Here is a 16,555-nt window from a genome sequence, read left to right as displayed (position 1 = left end):
TCACCCCGCTCCTCACCGAAGCCCGCACCGCCGACCTCGTCCGTGCCGCCGACGCTCGCTCCCGGGGCCCCTCCGACGCTCCCGCCGCCCACGACCGAGGGCGCGACGCGTTCCGACGGCTCCGCGGCGTCGCGCGATACTGGGGGCATGTCCACCCGCGTGACCAGCACGCGCTTCGTCGGCCGCACGGGCGAGCAGGCTGAGCTCCTGGCGGGACTCCGCGACGCCGCCGCCGGACGGCCGGCGCTGGTGCTGGTCGCCGGCGAGAGCGGCGTCGGCAAGACCCGGCTCGTCGCCGAGCTGGAGCGGGAGGCCCGCAGCGCCGAGCCCCCCGCTCGGGTCCTCGGCGGCGATTGCGTCCAGCTCGGGACCGGCGAGCTGCCCTACGCCCCGCTGGTCGCGGCCCTGCGGCCGTTGGCCCGCCGCGACGATCCCGTGCTCGCGGCGCTTCCGCCGGCGACGCGGGCCGAGCTGGCCCGGTTCCTCCCCAGCCTCGGCGCGGTCGTCCGTCCCGTCGAGCGCGCGGCCGACGAGGACGCCGGGCAGGGCCGGTTGTTCGAGGCGCTGCTGACCCTCTTCGACGCGCTCAGTCGCGACCGGCCGCTGCTGCTGGTGATCGAGGACCTGCACTGGGCGGACCGCTCGACCCGCGCCTTCCTCGCCTTCCTCGTCCGCAGCCTCTGCGGCGAGCGGATCCTGCTGGTCGGGACCTACCGGCCGGACGAGCTCCACCGTCGCCACCCGCTGCGCCCGCTGCTGGCCGAGCTGGAGCGCGACCCCGCCTCCCGCCGGATCGACCTCGCGCCGTTGACGCGGGACGAGCTGGCGGAGCAGCTGGCCGACATCCTCGGCGCGCCGGTCGGGGACGACCTGCTCGACCGGCTCTGGACCCGCAGCGAGGGCAATCCGCTGTTCAGCGAGGAGCTGCTCGCGGCCGGGCTCGACGGCCGCGGCGCGCTCCCGCCGACCCTCCGCGACGCGCTGATGCTGCGGATCGAGGAGCTGCCGCCGGAGGCCCAGGAGCTGCTGCGGGTCCTGGCCGTCGGCCAGCGGGTCCACCACACGGTGCTCGCGGAGGCGGTCGATGCTGGTGGCCGGGCGCTCCGCGACGCGCTGCGAGAGGCGGTCGCCGGTCAGATCGTGGTCGCCGACGAGGACGGGCGCTACCGCTTCCGCCACGCGCTGCTGCGCGAGGTCGTCGAGGACGACCTGCTGCCGGGCGAGCGGGCCGAGCTGCACCTGACCCTCGCGCGGGCGCTGGAGGCGCGGATCGAGCAGGTCGGGCCCGACGTCCAGCTGGCCAGCGGGATCGCCCACCACTACGCCGCCGGTGGCGACCAGCCGGCGGCGCTGGAGGCGGCCGTGCGGGCGGCGGGCGAGGCCGAGGCGGTGATGGCCTATGGCGAGCAGGCGGACCTGCTGGAGCGGGCGCTCACCCTCTGGCCGAACGTCGAGGACGCCGAACGTCGCGCCGGCGACACGCGGCGGGAGCTGCTGCACCGCGCGGCGGTCGCCCACGAGCTCCACGGCGACCATGCGCGCGCCGAGTCGCTGCTCGTGGGCTTGCTCGGGCTGATCGACGAGCAGCGCGAACCGCGTCTGGCGGCGGCGACGCTGGAGCGGCTGGCGCGCGTCCGCTGGGCGTTGATGCGCCCGGACGACGCGCTCGAGACGGGCCGCCGGGGACTCGCGCTGGTCGCCGGCGATCGCTGCGTCGAGCGGGCCCGTCTGCTCGGCTGGTGGGCGAAGGCGCGGATGCTGCAGGGGCGCTATCGCGAGGCGATCGAGACCGCCCGCGAGACGATCGAGCTCGCCGCCGAGCTCGGGGACGAGACGGCCGAGAGCCGGGCCCGCAACGCGCTCGGGGTCTCGCTGGCGGCGTCGGGCGACGCCGAGGGCGGGGCGGGCGAGCTGCGCCGCGCGATCACCCTGGCCGGCAACGCCAACCGCCGGGCCGAGCTGGGCAGCGGCTACGTCAACCTCTCCGACGCCCTCCACCTGCTCGGTCGCACGCGCGAGGCGCTGGCCGTCCTGCGGGAGGGGATCGACGTTCCGGCGCCGCACTCCGCCGACCGGATCTGGATGCGGGCGGCGATCAGCGAGTTCTCGTTGGCGATCGGGGACTGGGAGCAGGCGGCCGAGCAGCTGCCGCCGCTGCGCCTCGCGCGTTCGGCGAACGCCCGCCTCAACGTCGGCACGCGCCACATCGAGCTGGCGCTCGGGCGGGGCGAGGACGAGCGCGCGCGGGAGCTGCTGGACGCGATCGAGCCGCTGGCGGAGGACTCGGCGGAGCCGCAGTCGTTCGGGCCGATCGCGATCGCGCGCGCTGAGCTCGAGTTGCGGGCGGGCAACGTCGAGACGGGGCGGGACGCGATCGACGCGGCGCTCGACCGGATCGAGTTCTGCGCCGACGACGTCGCCCGGATCGCCCACGTCGCCGCGGTCGGCGTGACGGTCGAGGCCGAGGCCGCCCAACGGGCGCGGGACATCGGCGCCGACGACGCGCTGTCGCTCGCGCTGGGGCGGGCCGAGCAGCTGACCGAGCGGCTGCGGGTCGTGGCCGGCGACCGGCCGGTCGAGAGCGCGTGGCGGGCGACGGCCGAGGCCGAGCTGCTGCGGGCCCGCGGCGCGTCGGACCCGGCGGCGTGGCGGGCGGCCGAGGCCGCCTGGCTCGGGCTGGAGTATCCGTACCCGGCCGCCCGCGCCCGCTGGCGCGGGGCCGAGGCCCAGGTCCTGCACGGCGACCGGACGGGCGCCGCGGAGTCGATCCGGGCGGCGATCACGACCGCCCGTGCGCTCGGGGCCGGCCGGCTGGTGGCGGCGATCGAGGGCCTCGCCGCCCGTGCCCGGCTGCCGCTCGACGACGGTCCCCCGCCGGCGGACGACGTCCCGTCCGCGGGCGCGCCCAGCACGGTGGCGCCGGCCCCGCTGGTCGTCGACCCGTTCGGGCTGACCCCGCGGGAGCGGCAGGTGCTCGAGCTGGTCGCGGAGGGGGCGACCAACCGCCAGATCGGCGAGCAGCTGTTCATGGCCGAGAAGACCGCCAGCGTCCACGTCTCGCGGATCCTGGCCAAGCTCGACGTGCGGAGCCGGACCGAGGCCGCCGCCGTCGCCCACCGCCTGGGCCTCGCGGCCGGCGGCTTCTCGGCCGCCTGAGCCGCCGCCCGGCTCTCCGGGCCCACCTACCGTGGCGCCACCCGATGGTGTGGACGGCGCAGAGCCGGGCGACCCCACGGGGTGGACGGTGCAGAGGGCGGGAGCGGCGGTGGGGCTGCGCAGGGGGGGGGTGCGCCGCGGCGGTGTGGGCGCGGCGGGGGATGGCGCCGCGATGCCTGGTCAGAGGGGGTGGCCCGCGGGTGTGGGCCTGGCGCCCGGCGGACAGGCCGGACGGGTCGTTCCGTGCGCCACCCGGTGCCGGCGGATTGTCGGTGGGGGTGGGGCGGGCCGGGTTCGTGCCCGGACGCCCGACCGGTCCCCGGCCGGGCGTCTCCAACGGTTGCGGTGGGAATTCGTGGGCGCCTGAAGATGGGTGGTCCGTGCAATTGGTCGGGCGGCCGTGCGGCGCTCCACCGTGCCGGAGCTCCACCAACCGCGGCCTATCCGTCCGCCCGAATGCGTCCGGAACGGACTCGCCGAACGTTCAGGGGGGGGGGAGGACTCCAACTTGGCCCGACAACCAGGTGAGCACCACTCTCGTGGTGCGGTGAAACCGATCCGGAGATGCGGACTCGATGCCGCCGACCGTCATTGCCGACACCATGACCATCACCACGACAACGACCGCGGATGCTTCCGCGACGCTATGCACAGCCACGCGGTGACCGAGGTTGGCCGCGTGCGGGCCCGCGGGCCCGTCGATGCGACGGAGATCACCCGTGATCCCTGCGCCGAGGTCGCCGACCTGCGCTGCGTCGGGCGCGGGGACCAGGCCGCCGTCGACGCGCTCGTCCGACTGCCGTACCTCAAGGGGCTGCGGCTGGTCGACGCGACCGACCTCGACCTCTCCGTGCTCGGGGATCTCGACGGGCTGGCCGAGCTGACCCTCGTCCGCTGCCGGAGGATCACGCGGCTGCCGACCCGGCTGCCCGCCAGCCTCCGCTGGCTGAGCGTGACGGACAGCCTGCCCGCCGAGCTCGAGGCCCTGGCCGACACGGTCGGGCGCTCGTGGCTGCCGCGCCTGCAGACGCTGGAGCTGGTCGTCGGCGAGGCGACCCGCCCCGCCGAGGTCGACCTCGGGCTGATCCGCTCGCTGGGGGACCTGCACACCGTCCGGCTGCGCGGCGTCCGGCACGTCGGCTCGTCCGACTCGCCGCTGGTTCCGCCGTTCCGGGGTCTCCCCGAGGGGTTGGAGCACGGCAGCATCGACATCGACGCGCTCGACCCGGAGGCGGTCGAGGCCGACCTCCGTGAGTACTTCGGCCTCCCGGCGCGTCGGCGCTGGGCCAGCACGGCCGGCACGACGCCGAGCCCGCTGGAGCAGGAGCGGATCGACCGTTGGGTCCTCGACGAGCTCGAGGGCCGCCTGGCCGAGACGCCGCGCCTCAGCGTCCACCGTGAGAGTCGCTGGCGCCGACCGCAGGGGTCGTAGGCCGGTTCCCCGGCCCCACGGGGTCGTGGACCGGTAGGACGTGGCCCCCGCCTGCGGGGGCCGCGGGAGAGGCAGGGGAGAGAGACAGGACCGGGTGCCGGGCGACGTGCGCGTCACCCGGAACGCAAGACGGCCCGCCGAGAGGCGGGCCGTCTGGTCCTACAAGGTCATCGGCGGGGCGAACCCCGCCGACAGAAGCCGGATGGCTTCTTAGATGACCTCGACGTTGGTGGCGTTCGGACCCTTGGGGCCGGTCTCCGCGTCGAAGCGGACCTTGGCGCCCTCGGCAAGGGTCTTGAAGCCCGTACCAGCGATAGCGGAGTGGTGGACGAACAGGTCCTTGCCAGCCTCATCAGGGGTGATGAAGCCGAAGCCCTTCTCCTCGTTGAACCACTTAACGGTGCCTGTGGCCATGTGAATTTCCCTCCGTGGGGTGTGTGCAACGGCGCGGAGGGTGCTGATGCAACGACTGCGAACGCTGGCACTGCTTCGTCGGCCCTCATGGACCGACACGACGCCAGAAGCATGGCACAAAATGAAGATCGTGCGTCGTGGGTCCTCGAGATCTTCGGCGTCGCCTCGATCGACGGCTGTCGACCGGGGCCGGGAGACAGCGCCACAGAACGGCGGATCCTCAGTGTCAGACAGGGTTTCCGCGGAACACGGGCGGCACCGGCGCGGCGTCCGCGCCCGTGATCGCTCACCGCTGATCGCGGCAAGATCGCGTGCGGACACGCCGTCGCTCGGTGGAGAGACGCCCGATCGCCTGGGACTCCTGGTGCCCGCGGGGAGTCCGTTCAGTCCGCGGCGGGGCCCTGATCGTCGTCGTCCCGGTCGCCGACCGCGGCCCCGGGGCTCGTGCCCCGGAGGACGACCGCCGCGAGCAGGGCGCTGAAGCCGATGAAGACGATCGCCACCACCATCGTCACGTGGAACCCGTCGACGAACGACTCGCGTGCGGCGTGCAGCAGCGGCCCGGCGACGCGCGAGGTCAGGTCCTCGGAGACGGCCACCGCCTCGCCGAGCGATTCGCGGGCGGTGTCCAGCGTCTGCGGGTCGACGCCCGCCACGCGGGTCAGGTCGGCCGTGTAGACGGCGGCGCCGATCGAGCCGAGGATCGCGACCCCGAGCCCGCCACCCAGCTCGTAGGCGGTCTCCTCGATCGCCGAGGCCTGGCCCGCCCCGTCGGTGTCGACCGACGAGAGGATCGTGTCGTTGGCCGCCACCAGGGCGACCTCGAGCGCGGCGCCGAGGACGATGAACGACGGCAGCATCAGCAGGTACTGGTCGCGGGTGCCGAGCGCGAGCAGCGGGATCAGGGAGAGCGCGGACAGCCCGAGCCCGCCGGCGATGATCCGCCGGGTCCCGAACCGCCGCAGCAGCCAGGCCGAGGTCAGGGAACCCGCGATCGTGGCCAGCATCAGCGGCACCAGCCGCAGGCTCGCGGCCAGCGGCCCGAGGTCGAGCACGAGCTGGAGGTACTGGGCGAAGAACAGCTCGAGGCCGACCAGCGCGAACATCGTCAGCAGGACGCAGCCGACCGCGACGCTGAAGGCGGGCCGCGCGAACAGCCGCAGGTCGAGCATCGGGTGGGTGCGGGTCAGCATCCGGCGGACGAACGCCGTCAGCAGCAGCACCGAGGCGATCAGCGACACGACCGGCGCCGGCTCGAGGAAGCCCTGCCGGGAGCCGAGCTTGACGCCGAGGGCCAGGCCGAGGATGCCGGCGCCGACCAGCACGACGGCGGTCAGGTCCCACGGCGGCGGCGCGCTGCTGCGGCTCTCCGGCAGCAGCTTGACCGCGAACGGCAGGATGATCGCCAGCACCGGCACGTTGATCAGGAAGACCGCGCCCCACGAGAAGTGCTCGACGAGGAAGCCGCCGAGCAGCGGGCCGAGGGCGGCGCCGCCGGCAAGGGTCGCGCTCCAGATCCCGATCGCCCGGACCCGCTCCTGGCGGTCGGGGAAGACGCCGCGGATGATCGACATCGTGCTCGGCATGATCATCGCGCCGCCGACCCCCTGGAGGGCACGGGCGATGATCAGGACCGCGGGCGACCAGGCGAACGCGGCCAGCACCGAGGCGGCGCAGAAGAAGACGAGGCCGCTGATCAGGATCCGCTTGCGGCCGAAGCGGTCGCCGAGCGCGCCGGTGGTGACCAGCAGCGGCGCGACGACCAGCGGGTAGACGTCGATGATCCAGAGCAGCGAGACGGCCGAGGGCCGCAGGTCCTCGGAGATCGCCGGGGCGGCGATGTGCAGGACGGTGACGTCGATGACGACGATCAGCAGCGCCGCGCAGAGCACCGCGAGCACGGTCCAGCGGTTGGCCGGCGACTCGATCGCCGGCGCGGTGGAGGTCGGGGTCGGGGCGTTCACGGGCGCCTCCTGGCGTCGGACGGGCCAGCGGCGACGACGCCGGACAGGACCGTCGAACGGAACAGGCGCGGGGCCTCGCGGGCGCCGACGAACCCGGCGCGAACGGCGAACCAGGCGGCCATCGCCTGCGAGCCGATCGAGTAGACGAGCCAGCGCGGTGCGAGGTCGGCGCGGAAGCAGCCCTCGGCCTGGCCGCGGGCGAAGAACCGCTCGAAGCGGTCGTCCTGGACCTCGACCGCCTCGGCCAGTGCGGGCGTCTGGGTGATCGGGGGCTCGGCCCACAGCAGGCAGTAGGCGACGGCGAGCGGGATCACCGATTCGCTGAGGCGGTCGAAGGCCTCGAGCGCGGGGCGGTCGTCGATCCCGGCCTCGTCGAAGACGCGGTTGGACTCGGCCAGCGCGTGCTCGGCCAGGGCCTCGGTCAGGGCCTGACGGTTGGCGAACGTGCGGTGGAGGGTCGTACGGCTGACGCCCGCGCTGTCGGCGATCTCCTGCATCGAGGCGCCCAGGTTGTGGGCGAGCGCGCCGGCGATCGCGTCGAGCAGGGCGGGAGGAACCGGAGCCATGCGGAACATTGTAGCGCGAGATGAAACAGATTTGTTCCATCGGGTCATGTTTTGGTTCGGCCTGGGGTGGGAGTCGGCGACCGCCGCCGGAGCGGTCGGTCCTCCACCGGGCCTCCACCGGGCCCCGGCGATGACCTCGCGGACGCCGAATCGCCCGTCGTGCGGTGGGCGGCCGGCGGGTGCGAGATAGTCGGGGCATGGACCGTCCCGTCCCGCCCGCGACCCGGCCCGGCCGACCGGCTCCGACGCCGGCGGGCGGCCTGACGTCGGCGGAGGCGGCCCGCCGGCTGGAGGCCCAGGGTGGCCCCCACCGGGACGCGAGCAGCCGCTCGTTCCGGAGCATCGTCCTCTCCAACGTCTTCACCGTCTTCAACGCGATCCTGCTCGTGTTCGGTGCGGTCACGCTCGGCTTCGGCGACTGGCGCGACGCGCTCTTCCTCAGCACCCTGATCGCCAACACGGGGATCGGGATCGTCCAGGAGACCCGCGCCAAGCGGGAGCTCGATCGGCTGGCGCTGCTGGTCGCGCCGCGGGCGACGGTGCTCCGCGACGGGCAGCCGGTCGCGATCCCGGCCGGCGAGGTCGTCGTCGGCGATCTGATCAACGTCCAGGCCGGCGACCAGATCGTGGCCGACGGGCCGGTCGCGCACGCCTCCGACCTCGCGCTCGACGAGTCGGTGCTGACCGGCGAGGCCGAGTCGGTCGCCCGGCGTCCGGGCGATGAGCTGCGCTCCGGCGCGTTCGTCGTCGAGGGCTCCGGCTCGTACGAGGCGGAGGCGGTCGGCGGCGAGAGCTACGCCGGGCGGCTGTTGGGCGAGGTCCGCTCGTTCCGGCACGACCGCTCGCCGCTGGAGCAGGCGATCAACCGTCTGCTGTTCGCCCTGGTCGGCCTGGTGGTCGTGCTCGGTGGGGTCCTCGGCTACGCGCTCTGGCACCGCGACGCCGACCTCAGCGACGCGGTCTCGACCTCCACGGCCGGCGTCGTCAGCCTGGTGCCGGAGGGCCTGGTCGTGCTGGTCAGCCTGACCTACGCGGTCGCCTCGATCCGGATGGCGCGGCGCGGCGTGCTCTCCCAGCAGCTGAACGCGATCGAGTCGCTGGCCTCGGCCAACGTGATCTGCCTCGACAAGACCGGCACCCTGACCGAGTCGGCCCTGCGGGTCGCCTCGATCGTTCCGGCCGCCGGGGTCGAGGACCTCGACCGTCAGCTGGCGCGCTACGGGGCCAGCTCGTCGCTGCGCAACGGGACGCTCGAGGCGATCGCCGCGGGCTACCCCGGCACCCCGGAGCCGGTCCTCGGCGAGGTCCCGTTCTCCTCGCGGCGGAAGTGGAGCGCGCTGCGGCTCGACGACGTGACGATCGTGCTCGGGGCACCCGAGCACTTCGACCTCGGCCCGCTCGGGGAGGCGGCCGACCGCGAGCGCGACGGCGGGCGCCGGGTCGTCGCCCTCGCCCGCTCGGGCTCCCCGCTCGGGGAGGTCGCGCCCGACGCCCCGCCACCGGCCGACGCGACCGTGATCGGGATCGTGGTGCTCGCCGAGCAGCTGCGGCCGAACATCCGCGAGACGGTCGCCTACCTGCTGGGGCAGGAGATCGAGCTGAAGGTGCTGTCGGGCGACAGCCCGCGGACGGTCGCGGCGATCGCGCGCGACGTCGGGATCCCGGTCGTGGAGGCGGTCGACGGGCGCGAGCTGCCGACCGATCCGGCGGGCCTCGCCGAGGTCGCGCGGACGGCGTCGGTGGTCGGCCGGATCTCCCCGGAGGGCAAGCGCGACCTGGTCCAGGCGCTGCGGGACCAGGGCCGCTACGTGGTGATGGTCGGCGACGGCGTCAACGACGTCCCGGCGCTGAAGGCGGCGCGGCTCAGCATCGCCCAGGGCAGCGGCGCGCAGATGGCCAAGAGCGTGGCCGACCTGGTCCTGACCCGCGGCGACTTCGGGGCGGTGCCGGAGCTGATCGCCCAGGGCCGTCAGGCGCTGCGCAACCTCCAGCGGGTCGCGAGCCTCTACGTCACGAAGTCGGTCTTCGCGGCGTTCCTGATCCTGATCATCGGGACGACGTCCGACGCCTATCCGCTGCTGCCGCGGCACTTCACGCTGGCGGCGACGCTGACGATCGGGATCCCGACCTTCTTCCTGGCGCTGGCGCCGAGCAGGGGGCCGTGGGCTCCGACCCACTTCGCCCGGCGGGTCGCGCGGTTCGCGATGCCGGCGGGCCTGACCGTCGGCGCGGGCGTCGTGGCCAGCTACCTGTTCGCGATCCACGACCTCGACCAGAGCGTGGAGGAGGCGCGGACCGTGGCGACCACGGTCCTGGTCGTGGCCGGCCTCTACCTCGTCTACGCGCTCGAGGCCGGGGGCCTGCGGCGGCGGATCCTGGTCACGATCATGTGCCTGGCGATGGCGGCGATCTACGGGCTGACGCTCGCGCTGCCGGCGACCCGCGACTTCTTCCAGCTGGTCGCGCCGAACGCGGAGATGATCGCGCTGGCGACGGCCGGCTCGCTGCTGACCCTGGGTGCCCTGTACCTGTCGGGCTTCCCCAGCCCGGACGGCGAGGGGCCCGCCGCCGCCGTGGTCGGGGCCGGCACGGCGGACGTCACGGGGGCGCCGGCCGCAGCGGCTCCGGCGGCGGCGGGCGGCGCGACGGTCGTGGGGGCAGCGGCGGCGGGTGCTACGTCCGCGGTGGGCGCGACCCCCGAGGGCTCGCTCGCGATCGGCCCGGCACCCGGGGCGGCGACGGGGGGTCCCGAAGGTTCGGCGGAGGCCACGACGGGCAAGCGCCGCTGGGGGCGCCGAAAGCGTCCCCAGGACGGCTGACGGCACGGCGCGGTCCGCGCTCAGCCGGCGGAGGTGAGCGTCGTGCCCTGGGCGACGGCGCAGAGGGTCGCGGTCCCGTCGGCGTCGATCGCGTAGATGTCACAGCGGCAGACGGCCTGCCTGCGGCTGGCGTTCGTTACTCGTGCGTGCGCGCGGAGGGTCCCGTTGCGGGCCGGACGCAGATAGTCGATGGTGAACCCACCGGTCAGGACGGCCGGCCCGAGCGCCGTCCCGGCGGCGAAGGTCAGCGCGTTGTCGGCCGCGTAGGCGAGCACGCCGCCGTGGAGGTGGCCGTTCTGCTGGCGGAGCTCGTCGCGGGCGTCGAGCTCGAGGATCGCCTCGCCGTCGCCGAAGGCGACCAACCGCGCGCCGAGCAGGACGCTGAACGGTTGGGCGGCGAGCACGCGTTCGGCGTCGGCGAGCGTGAGGACGGCGGGCGGGGCGGGGGAGGGCGTCATCGGTCGGTCCTTCGTGCGGGGGCGGAGGTCGTCGTTGCCGGCCCGGGCGTCAGGCCGGGCGGCTCCAGCGGGCGGTGTCGGTGATCTGCTCGAGGGCGGTGATCCGGCCGTCGCGCACGGTCAGGACGTGGGCGAACGCCGCGTCGACCGGGCGGCCGCTGGTGCGCTCGTGGCCGCGGTAGCGGCCGACCGCGATCACGTGGTCGTCGCCCGACGGGTAGTAGCGCTCCGCCTCCACGCGCATCTCGTAGGCCAGGAAGATCGGGCCCCAGACGTCGCGCAGCATCGTGATCGGGCCCTCGTGGCGACCGCCGACGCCCAGCGGCATGCCGGCGCTGACGGTGCCGACGAACTGCTCGTCGAGGGCGGCCAGGATCGCCTCGGCGTCGCGTTCGGCGAACGCGTCGTAGAGCCGCCGTGCGGCGTCCAGCTGGTCGGTCATCGTCGTCTCCCGGTCGTTTTAGAGGATCTCCGCTAAAATCCTAGCGGATGGCTCGCCCCGCTCGCTTCGGACCCGATCTGCTGCTCGACCACGCCGTCGAGCTGGTGGCCACGGCTGGGCCGGGGGCGGTCACGATGGCCAACGTCGCCCGCGCGGCCGGGGCGCCGAGCGGGTCGGTCTACTACCGCTTCCCGAGCCACGTGGCGCTGCTGGCCGCGCTCTGGCTGCGGACCGTCGGCCGGCTCCAGGACAGCAGCCTGGCGGCGGTCGCCGCGGCCGACCCCTCCGGCGCCGATCCGGTCGCGGCGGGGGTCGCGCTCGCCCGCCACGTCGTTGCCTGGAGCCGCGATCACGTGGCCCAGGGTCACGTGATGCTGCACGGCGCCGTCGGGCTCGGGCTCGACGAGTGGCGGCCCGAGGACCGCGAGCGGGCGGTGGCCCGCCGGGCCGAGGTCGAGGCGCTGCTGCGCGATCTGTCCCGTCGGCTGGAGCTGCGGAGCTCGACCGACCGCGAGCGGCTGCTGCTGGCGACGGTCGATCTGCCGTACGCGCTGGTCCGCCGGCACCTGCTGTCGGGAACGCCGATCCCGGAGGGCGCCGAGGGACTGGTCGAGGAGACCGCGCGCACGCTCCTCGAGGCGGTTCGGCCGTCCGGCGACGCGGGCTGATGCGGACCCCGGTGGTTCGGGGCCCGGTCTTCGGACGCCGAGAAGCTGGCGCGCAAACGCTATAGTCGCAGAAATATTGCAGTCGCTGTAGCCTGCGTCTATGTCGCGCCCTGGAAGTCCCCCGTCCGGCGCCGAGCCCGACGCGATCGACCGGGAGACGTGGATCGTCGCCGGCGTTGTGATGCTCGGTGCGATCATGTCGATCCTCGACACGACGGTCATCAACGTGGCGATCGATCGACTCGCGACCGACTTCTCGTCGTCGTTGACGACGATCCAGTGGGTCGTGACCGGCTACACGCTGGCGCTGGCCGCGGTGATCCCGGTCACCGGCTGGGCCTCCGATCGCTTCGGGACCAAGCGGATCTACCTCTGGTCGCTGGCCCTGTTCGTGCTCGGCTCGGTGCTCTCCGGGCTCGCTTGGAGCTCGGGATCGCTGATCTTCTTCCGCGTCCTCCAGGGCATCGGCGGCGGGATGATCATGCCGGCGGTCATGACGATCATGACCAAGAAGGCGGGCCCCCACCGGATGGGCCGCGTGATGGGTGCGCTCGGCGTGCCGATGCTGGTCGCCCCGATCGTCGGCCCGGTCCTCGGTGGCTGGCTCGTCGACGACGTCTCCTGGCGCTGGATCTTCTTCATCAACCTGCCGATCGGGATCGTCGCCTTCCTGCTGGCCCAGCGGGTGCTCGAGCGGGACGAGCCGCAGCCCGCGCACAAGCTCGACTGGCTCGGGATGCTGCTGCTGTCCCCGGGCCTGACGCTGCTGATCTTCGGGCTCGCCGAGTCGGCCAGCGACGGCTTCGGGGCGCCCCGGTCGTGGGTGCCGATCGCGGCCGGGGCGCTGCTGATCGCCGCCTTCCTCCGGCACAGCTGGACGACCGACAACCCGCTGATCGACATCCGGACCTTCACGCACACCCGCGCGGGGGCGGCCGCGGGCACCTTCATGCTGTTCTCGATCGCCTTCTTCGGCTCGCTGCTGCTGGTGCCGCTCTACTACCAGGCGGTGCGCGGCGAGGGTGCGTTGCAGGCCGGGCTGCTGCTGGTCCCGCAGGGCCTCGGCGCGATGATCACGATGCCGATCGCGGGCAAGCTGACCGACCGCTTCGGCCCCAACAAGCTGGCGGCGGCGGGCATCCCGCTCGTCGTGATCGGGATCTCGCCGTTCGCGTTCGTGACCGCCGACACCTCGTATGTCCTGCTGACGTCGTTCGGCTTCGTGCTAGGCCTCGGGATGGGCCTCTCGATGATGCCGACGATGACGGCCGCGATGCAGGCCGTGCCGCCGCAGGCGATCGCCCGCACCAGCACCGCGATGAACATCATCCGCCAGTCCGGGGCCTCGATCGGGACCGCGATCCTGTCGGTGATCCTGGCCAGCAACATCAAGCATGAGCTGAGCGCGTCGCCGGGTGGGGGCGCGGGTGGCTTCGAGGCGGTCCACGGGCTCTCCGGGCCGCAGCGCGACGCGATCGCGGTGCCGCTGGCCGACGCCTTCGCGTCGACCTTCGTGTGGGCGCTGGCGCTGCTCGCCCTCGCCTTCCTGCCGGCGATGGGGATGGCGCTGATGAAGGGGCGGATCGGTCCGCCGGTCGACGGTGGGCCGCCCGGCGACGGCGACCAGGTGGCCGCCGGCGATGCCCGCCCGGCGCCGAGCGCGCCTCCGGTCGTCGTCGAGTAGGCGGCGCGCGGGCGCACGGGCTCGGGGCCTCGTTGGTCGGGGTCTCGGGCGCGGGCGCTCGCGGTGCGGTGCCTGGTTGCAGGGTGAGCGCCTGCACAGTACGGTCTGATCTCGGTTGGCGAACGATCTGTTCGCTGATGGACGACAAGCCGTTCGTACAGGAGAGCTCGCCGAATGACCCCGGGGTCCCCACCGCTCCTTCGGGAGCCCCGTGACGAAGACGCCGAGCGACTGCTGCTCGGAGAGCGCGTGCGCGGCTTCCGGCAGATGCGGCAGCTCAGCCTGCGGGCGCTGGCGGCCCGCGCCGAGATCTCCCCGGGCTTCCTGAGCGAGCTCGAGCGCGGACAGGCCAACGGCAGCGTCGGCACGCTCCGGCGGCTGGCCGAGGCCCTCGGGCTGGCGGTCGCCGACTTCTTCAGCGACGAGCGCACGATCGGCCCGACGGTCCTCCGTCACGCCGACCGGCCGGAGATCGGCGCCGGCGTCGGCTCGCGCAAGTTCCTGCTCTCGCAGCGACCGCTGCGGCACCTCGAGGCGTACGTCGGCGAGTTCGATCCCGGCGCGACGACCGGGGACGACGCCTACGCCCACGGCGACGCCCAGGAGCTGTTCCTGGTCATCTCGGGCACGGTCCGCCTCGAGCTCGACGGCACGCCGCACGAGCTCGGCCCCGGGGACAGCATCGAGTACTCCACGGCGACCCCGCACCGCGTGGTCAACCTCGGCGACGAGCTCGCCGAGGTCCTGTGGCTGATCGGCCCGCCGACCGCCTGACCCTCCCTCGACAGACCTTGCGAGCTCCAATGGCACGTCTCACCGCGAGCACCCCAAGACGTTGCACCCACGGGTCCGGCGCGCTGGCGCTCGCCCGCAGCAACGGCGGACCGTCGTTCTGGTACGCCAACACGCAGGTCCCGGGCCGTCGTCCGCCGCTGCCCGGCGACCGCGAGGCCGACGTCTGCATCGTCGGCGGCGGCCTCTCCGGGCTCTGGACGGCGTACTACCTGAAGCAGGCCCGACCGGAGCTGGAGATCGTCGTGCTCGAGCGCGAGTTCGCCGGCTTCGGCGGCTCCGGTCGCAACGGCGGCTGGCTGTCGTCGGAGTTCGTCGCCCCGCGCACGCGCGTCGCCAAGCGGGTCGGGCGGGACGCGGTCGTCGCGCTCCAGCGCGAGATGCAGTCGACCGTCGACGAGGTGATCGGGGTCCTCGACCGCGAGGGGATCGACGCCGACGTCGCCAAGGACGGGCTGCTGCACGTGGCCCGGAGTCCCGCCCAGCTCCAGCGGATGCACGCGCAGCTGGCCGAGGACCGCGAGTTCGCGCTCGGGGAGGACGACGTCGTCGAGCTGTCGCCCCGCGAGCTGGACGAGCGGGTCCGGGTCGCCTCGGCGGTCGGCGGGACCTGGAGCCCGCACGCCGCCCGCGTCCAGCCGGCCAAGCTCGTCCGCGGCGTCGCCGAGACCGTCGAGCGGCTCGGGGTGACGATCTACGAGGGCACGACCGTCGAGGAGATCCGCCCCGGCGTCGCCGTCACCGATCGGGGCAACGTGCGGGCGCGCTACGTGCTCCGCTGCCTGGAGGGCTTCACCGCTGGGCTCCGCGGCGAGCGGCGGACCTGGCTGCCGATGAACTCGGCGATCATCGCCACCGCGCCTCTGCCCGACGAGGTCTGGGCCGAGATCGGCTGGAGCCACCGCGAGGTCCTCGGCGACGGCGCCCACGCCTACATGTACGCGCAGCGGACGGCCGACGGTCGGATCGCGCTCGGCGGACGCGGCGTGCCGTACCGCTTCGGCTCCCGCACCGACCGCAACGGCCAGACCCAGGCGGCGACGGTCGAGAGCCTGATCGGGATCCTCCACGACATGTTCCCCGCCGTTGCCGGGACCCCGATCGACCACGCCTGGTGCGGGGTCCTCGGGGTGCCGCGCGACTGGTCGCCGTCGGTCCACCTCGACCCTGTCACCGGCCTCGGCTGGGCCGGCGGCTACGTCGGCAGCGGCCTGGCCACGACCAATCTCGCGGGACGGACCTTGCGCGACCTGATCCTCGGCGAGGACACCCAGCTGACCCGCCTGCCGTGGGTTCGCGACCGTGTCCGCCGCTGGGAGCCGGAGCCGTTCCGCTACCTCGGCGTGCACGGGATCTACCGCCTGTACCGCGCGGCCGACCGCCGCGAGAGCGAGGGCCTGGACCGCACCAGCCGGCTCGCGCTGCTGGCGGACCGGATCGCCGGGCGCTGAGCGCGGCCGATCGCCCGGAGCACGGGCGTGCCTTCGGCGCTCCCGGCAACGGATCGGTCTCGCCCCGACGAGACGGCCCGCCCACGGGCCGCCGGTGCGGCTGGGCCGCCGACAGAACGACGGACGAACCGGCGCACGCGCCCCCGCCGATCGGCGATGGTGCCGGCCCGGCTCGTTCTCTCCCCCCCACGAACACGAGGTACCACGAGCATGACCACCACCAAGACCGAGACCGCCCCCGTCGCGCTGGTCCACGTCGTCGCCCCCGAGCTGGTGCTCGGCACGCCGGCCCTGAAGCCGCAGAGCACCACCGGCCAGCTCGAAGCGAGCACGGCGGTCTGGACCACGCCCGACGGCCGCACCGAGTCCGGCGTCTGGGAGTGCGACCCGGGCACCTTCACCACAGCCCGCAGCGGCTGCAGCGAGATCTGCCAGATCACTGCCGGTAGCGCGACGATCACCGGCGACGACGGCGTCGTGGCCGAGATCGGCCCCGGCTCGACGCTGGTCCTGCCCGACGGCTGGAGCGGAACCTGGAAGGTCCACGAGACCATCCGCAAGCTCTACCTGATGATCCAGCACGGGGAGTGAGTCAGGGCGGGGCGGGCGGGCGGGGTCGCGGGCGGGCGGGGCGGTGCGGGTGAGGTCGCCGGGCGCTGCGGCGTGACCTGATGCGGATTTGCCGCCTATACGACAGTAAATCCGCATC

General features: G+C 74.1%; 13 protein-coding genes. 8 read left to right on the top strand and 5 right to left on the bottom strand.

Annotated features, from left to right (window positions below; translation table 11 throughout):
* Positions 1-147: 147 nt before the first annotated feature.
* Together ACVUH9_RS21365 and ACVUH9_RS21360 are read left to right on the top strand one after the other, a co-directional pair.
* Positions 148-3,156 (top strand): helix-turn-helix transcriptional regulator, encoded by a 3,009-nt coding sequence (locus ACVUH9_RS21365; RefSeq protein ID WP_475760715.1) that lies wholly within the window; start codon positions 148-150, stop codon positions 3,154-3,156.
* 661 nt (positions 3,157-3,817) lie between these two features.
* Positions 3,818-4,588 carry a hypothetical protein gene (locus ACVUH9_RS21360; protein WP_475760713.1) on the top strand — a complete coding sequence of 257 codons (771 nt, stop codon included), beginning with the start codon at positions 3,818-3,820 and terminating at the stop codon, positions 4,586-4,588.
* Between the two features lie 210 nt (positions 4,589-4,798).
* Here ACVUH9_RS21360 and ACVUH9_RS21355 read toward each other — a convergent pair whose 3' ends face one another.
* The 3 genes from ACVUH9_RS21355 to ACVUH9_RS21345 form a co-directional block, all read right to left on the bottom strand.
* Positions 4,799-5,002 carry a cold-shock protein gene (locus ACVUH9_RS21355; RefSeq protein WP_475760711.1) on the bottom strand — a complete coding sequence of 68 codons (204 nt, stop codon included), beginning with the start codon at positions 5,000-5,002 and terminating at the stop codon, positions 4,799-4,801.
* A 383-nt stretch (positions 5,003-5,385) separates the two neighbouring features.
* Positions 5,386-6,966, bottom strand: a complete 1,581-nt coding sequence (locus ACVUH9_RS21350; RefSeq protein WP_475760709.1) for an MFS transporter — start codon at positions 6,964-6,966, stop codon at positions 5,386-5,388.
* Positions 6,963-7,532: a TetR/AcrR family transcriptional regulator gene (locus ACVUH9_RS21345; protein WP_475760707.1), complete on the bottom strand. Its 570-nt coding sequence runs from the start codon at positions 7,530-7,532 to the stop codon at positions 6,963-6,965. The genes ACVUH9_RS21350 and ACVUH9_RS21345 overlap by 4 nt, the downstream gene beginning before the upstream one ends.
* 197 nt (positions 7,533-7,729) lie before the next feature.
* Here ACVUH9_RS21345 and ACVUH9_RS21340 point away from each other — a divergent pair, with 197 nt between their 5' ends.
* A complete protein-coding gene (locus ACVUH9_RS21340; RefSeq protein WP_475760705.1) occupies positions 7,730-10,351 on the top strand; it encodes an HAD-IC family P-type ATPase in 2,622 nt (873 codons plus the stop codon).
* 20 nt (positions 10,352-10,371) lie between these two features.
* Here the strand turns inward: ACVUH9_RS21340 and ACVUH9_RS21335 are convergent, their stop codons facing one another.
* Complete coding sequence (locus ACVUH9_RS21335) at positions 10,372-10,809, bottom strand: PaaI family thioesterase (RefSeq protein ID WP_475760703.1); 438 nt, start codon at positions 10,807-10,809, stop codon at positions 10,372-10,374.
* Positions 10,810-10,858: 49 nt separating this feature from the next.
* Positions 10,859-11,251 (bottom strand): nuclear transport factor 2 family protein, encoded by a 393-nt coding sequence (locus ACVUH9_RS21330; protein WP_475760701.1) that lies wholly within the window; start codon positions 11,249-11,251, stop codon positions 10,859-10,861.
* Positions 11,252-11,298: 47 nt separating this feature from the next.
* On the opposite strand from ACVUH9_RS21330, the gene ACVUH9_RS21325 reads away from it, so the two are divergent.
* From ACVUH9_RS21325 to ACVUH9_RS21305, 5 genes are all read left to right on the top strand, one after another.
* A complete protein-coding gene (locus ACVUH9_RS21325) occupies positions 11,299-11,919 on the top strand; it encodes a TetR/AcrR family transcriptional regulator (RefSeq protein WP_475760699.1) in 621 nt (206 codons plus the stop codon).
* Between the two features lie 100 nt (positions 11,920-12,019).
* Positions 12,020-13,603 carry a DHA2 family efflux MFS transporter permease subunit gene (locus ACVUH9_RS21320; protein WP_475760697.1) on the top strand — a complete coding sequence of 528 codons (1,584 nt, stop codon included), beginning with the start codon at positions 12,020-12,022 and terminating at the stop codon, positions 13,601-13,603.
* A gap of 249 nt (positions 13,604-13,852) precedes the next feature.
* Entirely contained in the window at positions 13,853-14,377 is a 525-nt protein-coding gene (locus ACVUH9_RS21315; protein ID WP_475760694.1) for a helix-turn-helix domain-containing protein, read from the top strand.
* A 29-nt stretch (positions 14,378-14,406) separates the two neighbouring features.
* Entirely contained in the window at positions 14,407-15,846 is a 1,440-nt protein-coding gene (locus ACVUH9_RS21310; RefSeq protein ID WP_475760692.1) for an NAD(P)/FAD-dependent oxidoreductase, read from the top strand.
* A gap of 210 nt (positions 15,847-16,056) precedes the next feature.
* Complete coding sequence (locus tag ACVUH9_RS21305) at positions 16,057-16,437, top strand: cupin domain-containing protein (RefSeq protein WP_475760690.1); 381 nt, start codon at positions 16,057-16,059, stop codon at positions 16,435-16,437.
* Positions 16,438-16,555: the final 118 nt, after the last annotated feature.

This window comes from Patulibacter ginsengiterrae (genome assembly GCF_056269115.1).
Note: the sequence above shows the minus strand (reverse complement) of the source record. Positions and strands in the feature narration are given on the sequence as shown.

Bases quoted from the DNA above. Each gene is read 5' to 3' on its own strand.
- ACVUH9_RS21365 (WP_475760715.1), top strand. From the start codon at position 148: ATGTCCACCCGCGTGACCAGCACGCGCTTCGTCGGCCGCACGGGCGAG.
- ACVUH9_RS21355 (WP_475760711.1), bottom strand. From the start codon at position 5,002: ATGGCCACAGGCACCGTTAAGTGGTTCAACGAGGAGAAGGGCTTCGGC.
- ACVUH9_RS21345 (WP_475760707.1), bottom strand. From the start codon at position 7,532: ATGGCTCCGGTTCCTCCCGCCCTGCTCGACGCGATCGCCGGCGCGCTC.
- ACVUH9_RS21340 (WP_475760705.1), top strand. From the start codon at position 7,730: ATGGACCGTCCCGTCCCGCCCGCGACCCGGCCCGGCCGACCGGCTCCG.
- ACVUH9_RS21335 (WP_475760703.1), bottom strand. From the start codon at position 10,809: ATGACGCCCTCCCCCGCCCCGCCCGCCGTCCTCACGCTCGCCGACGCC.
- ACVUH9_RS21330 (WP_475760701.1), bottom strand. From the start codon at position 11,251: ATGACCGACCAGCTGGACGCCGCACGGCGGCTCTACGACGCGTTCGCC.
- ACVUH9_RS21325 (WP_475760699.1), top strand. From the start codon at position 11,299: ATGGCTCGCCCCGCTCGCTTCGGACCCGATCTGCTGCTCGACCACGCC.
- ACVUH9_RS21320 (WP_475760697.1), top strand. From the start codon at position 12,020: ATGTCGCGCCCTGGAAGTCCCCCGTCCGGCGCCGAGCCCGACGCGATC.
- ACVUH9_RS21310 (WP_475760692.1), top strand. From the start codon at position 14,407: ATGGCACGTCTCACCGCGAGCACCCCAAGACGTTGCACCCACGGGTCC.
- ACVUH9_RS21305 (WP_475760690.1), top strand. From the start codon at position 16,057: ATGACCACCACCAAGACCGAGACCGCCCCCGTCGCGCTGGTCCACGTC.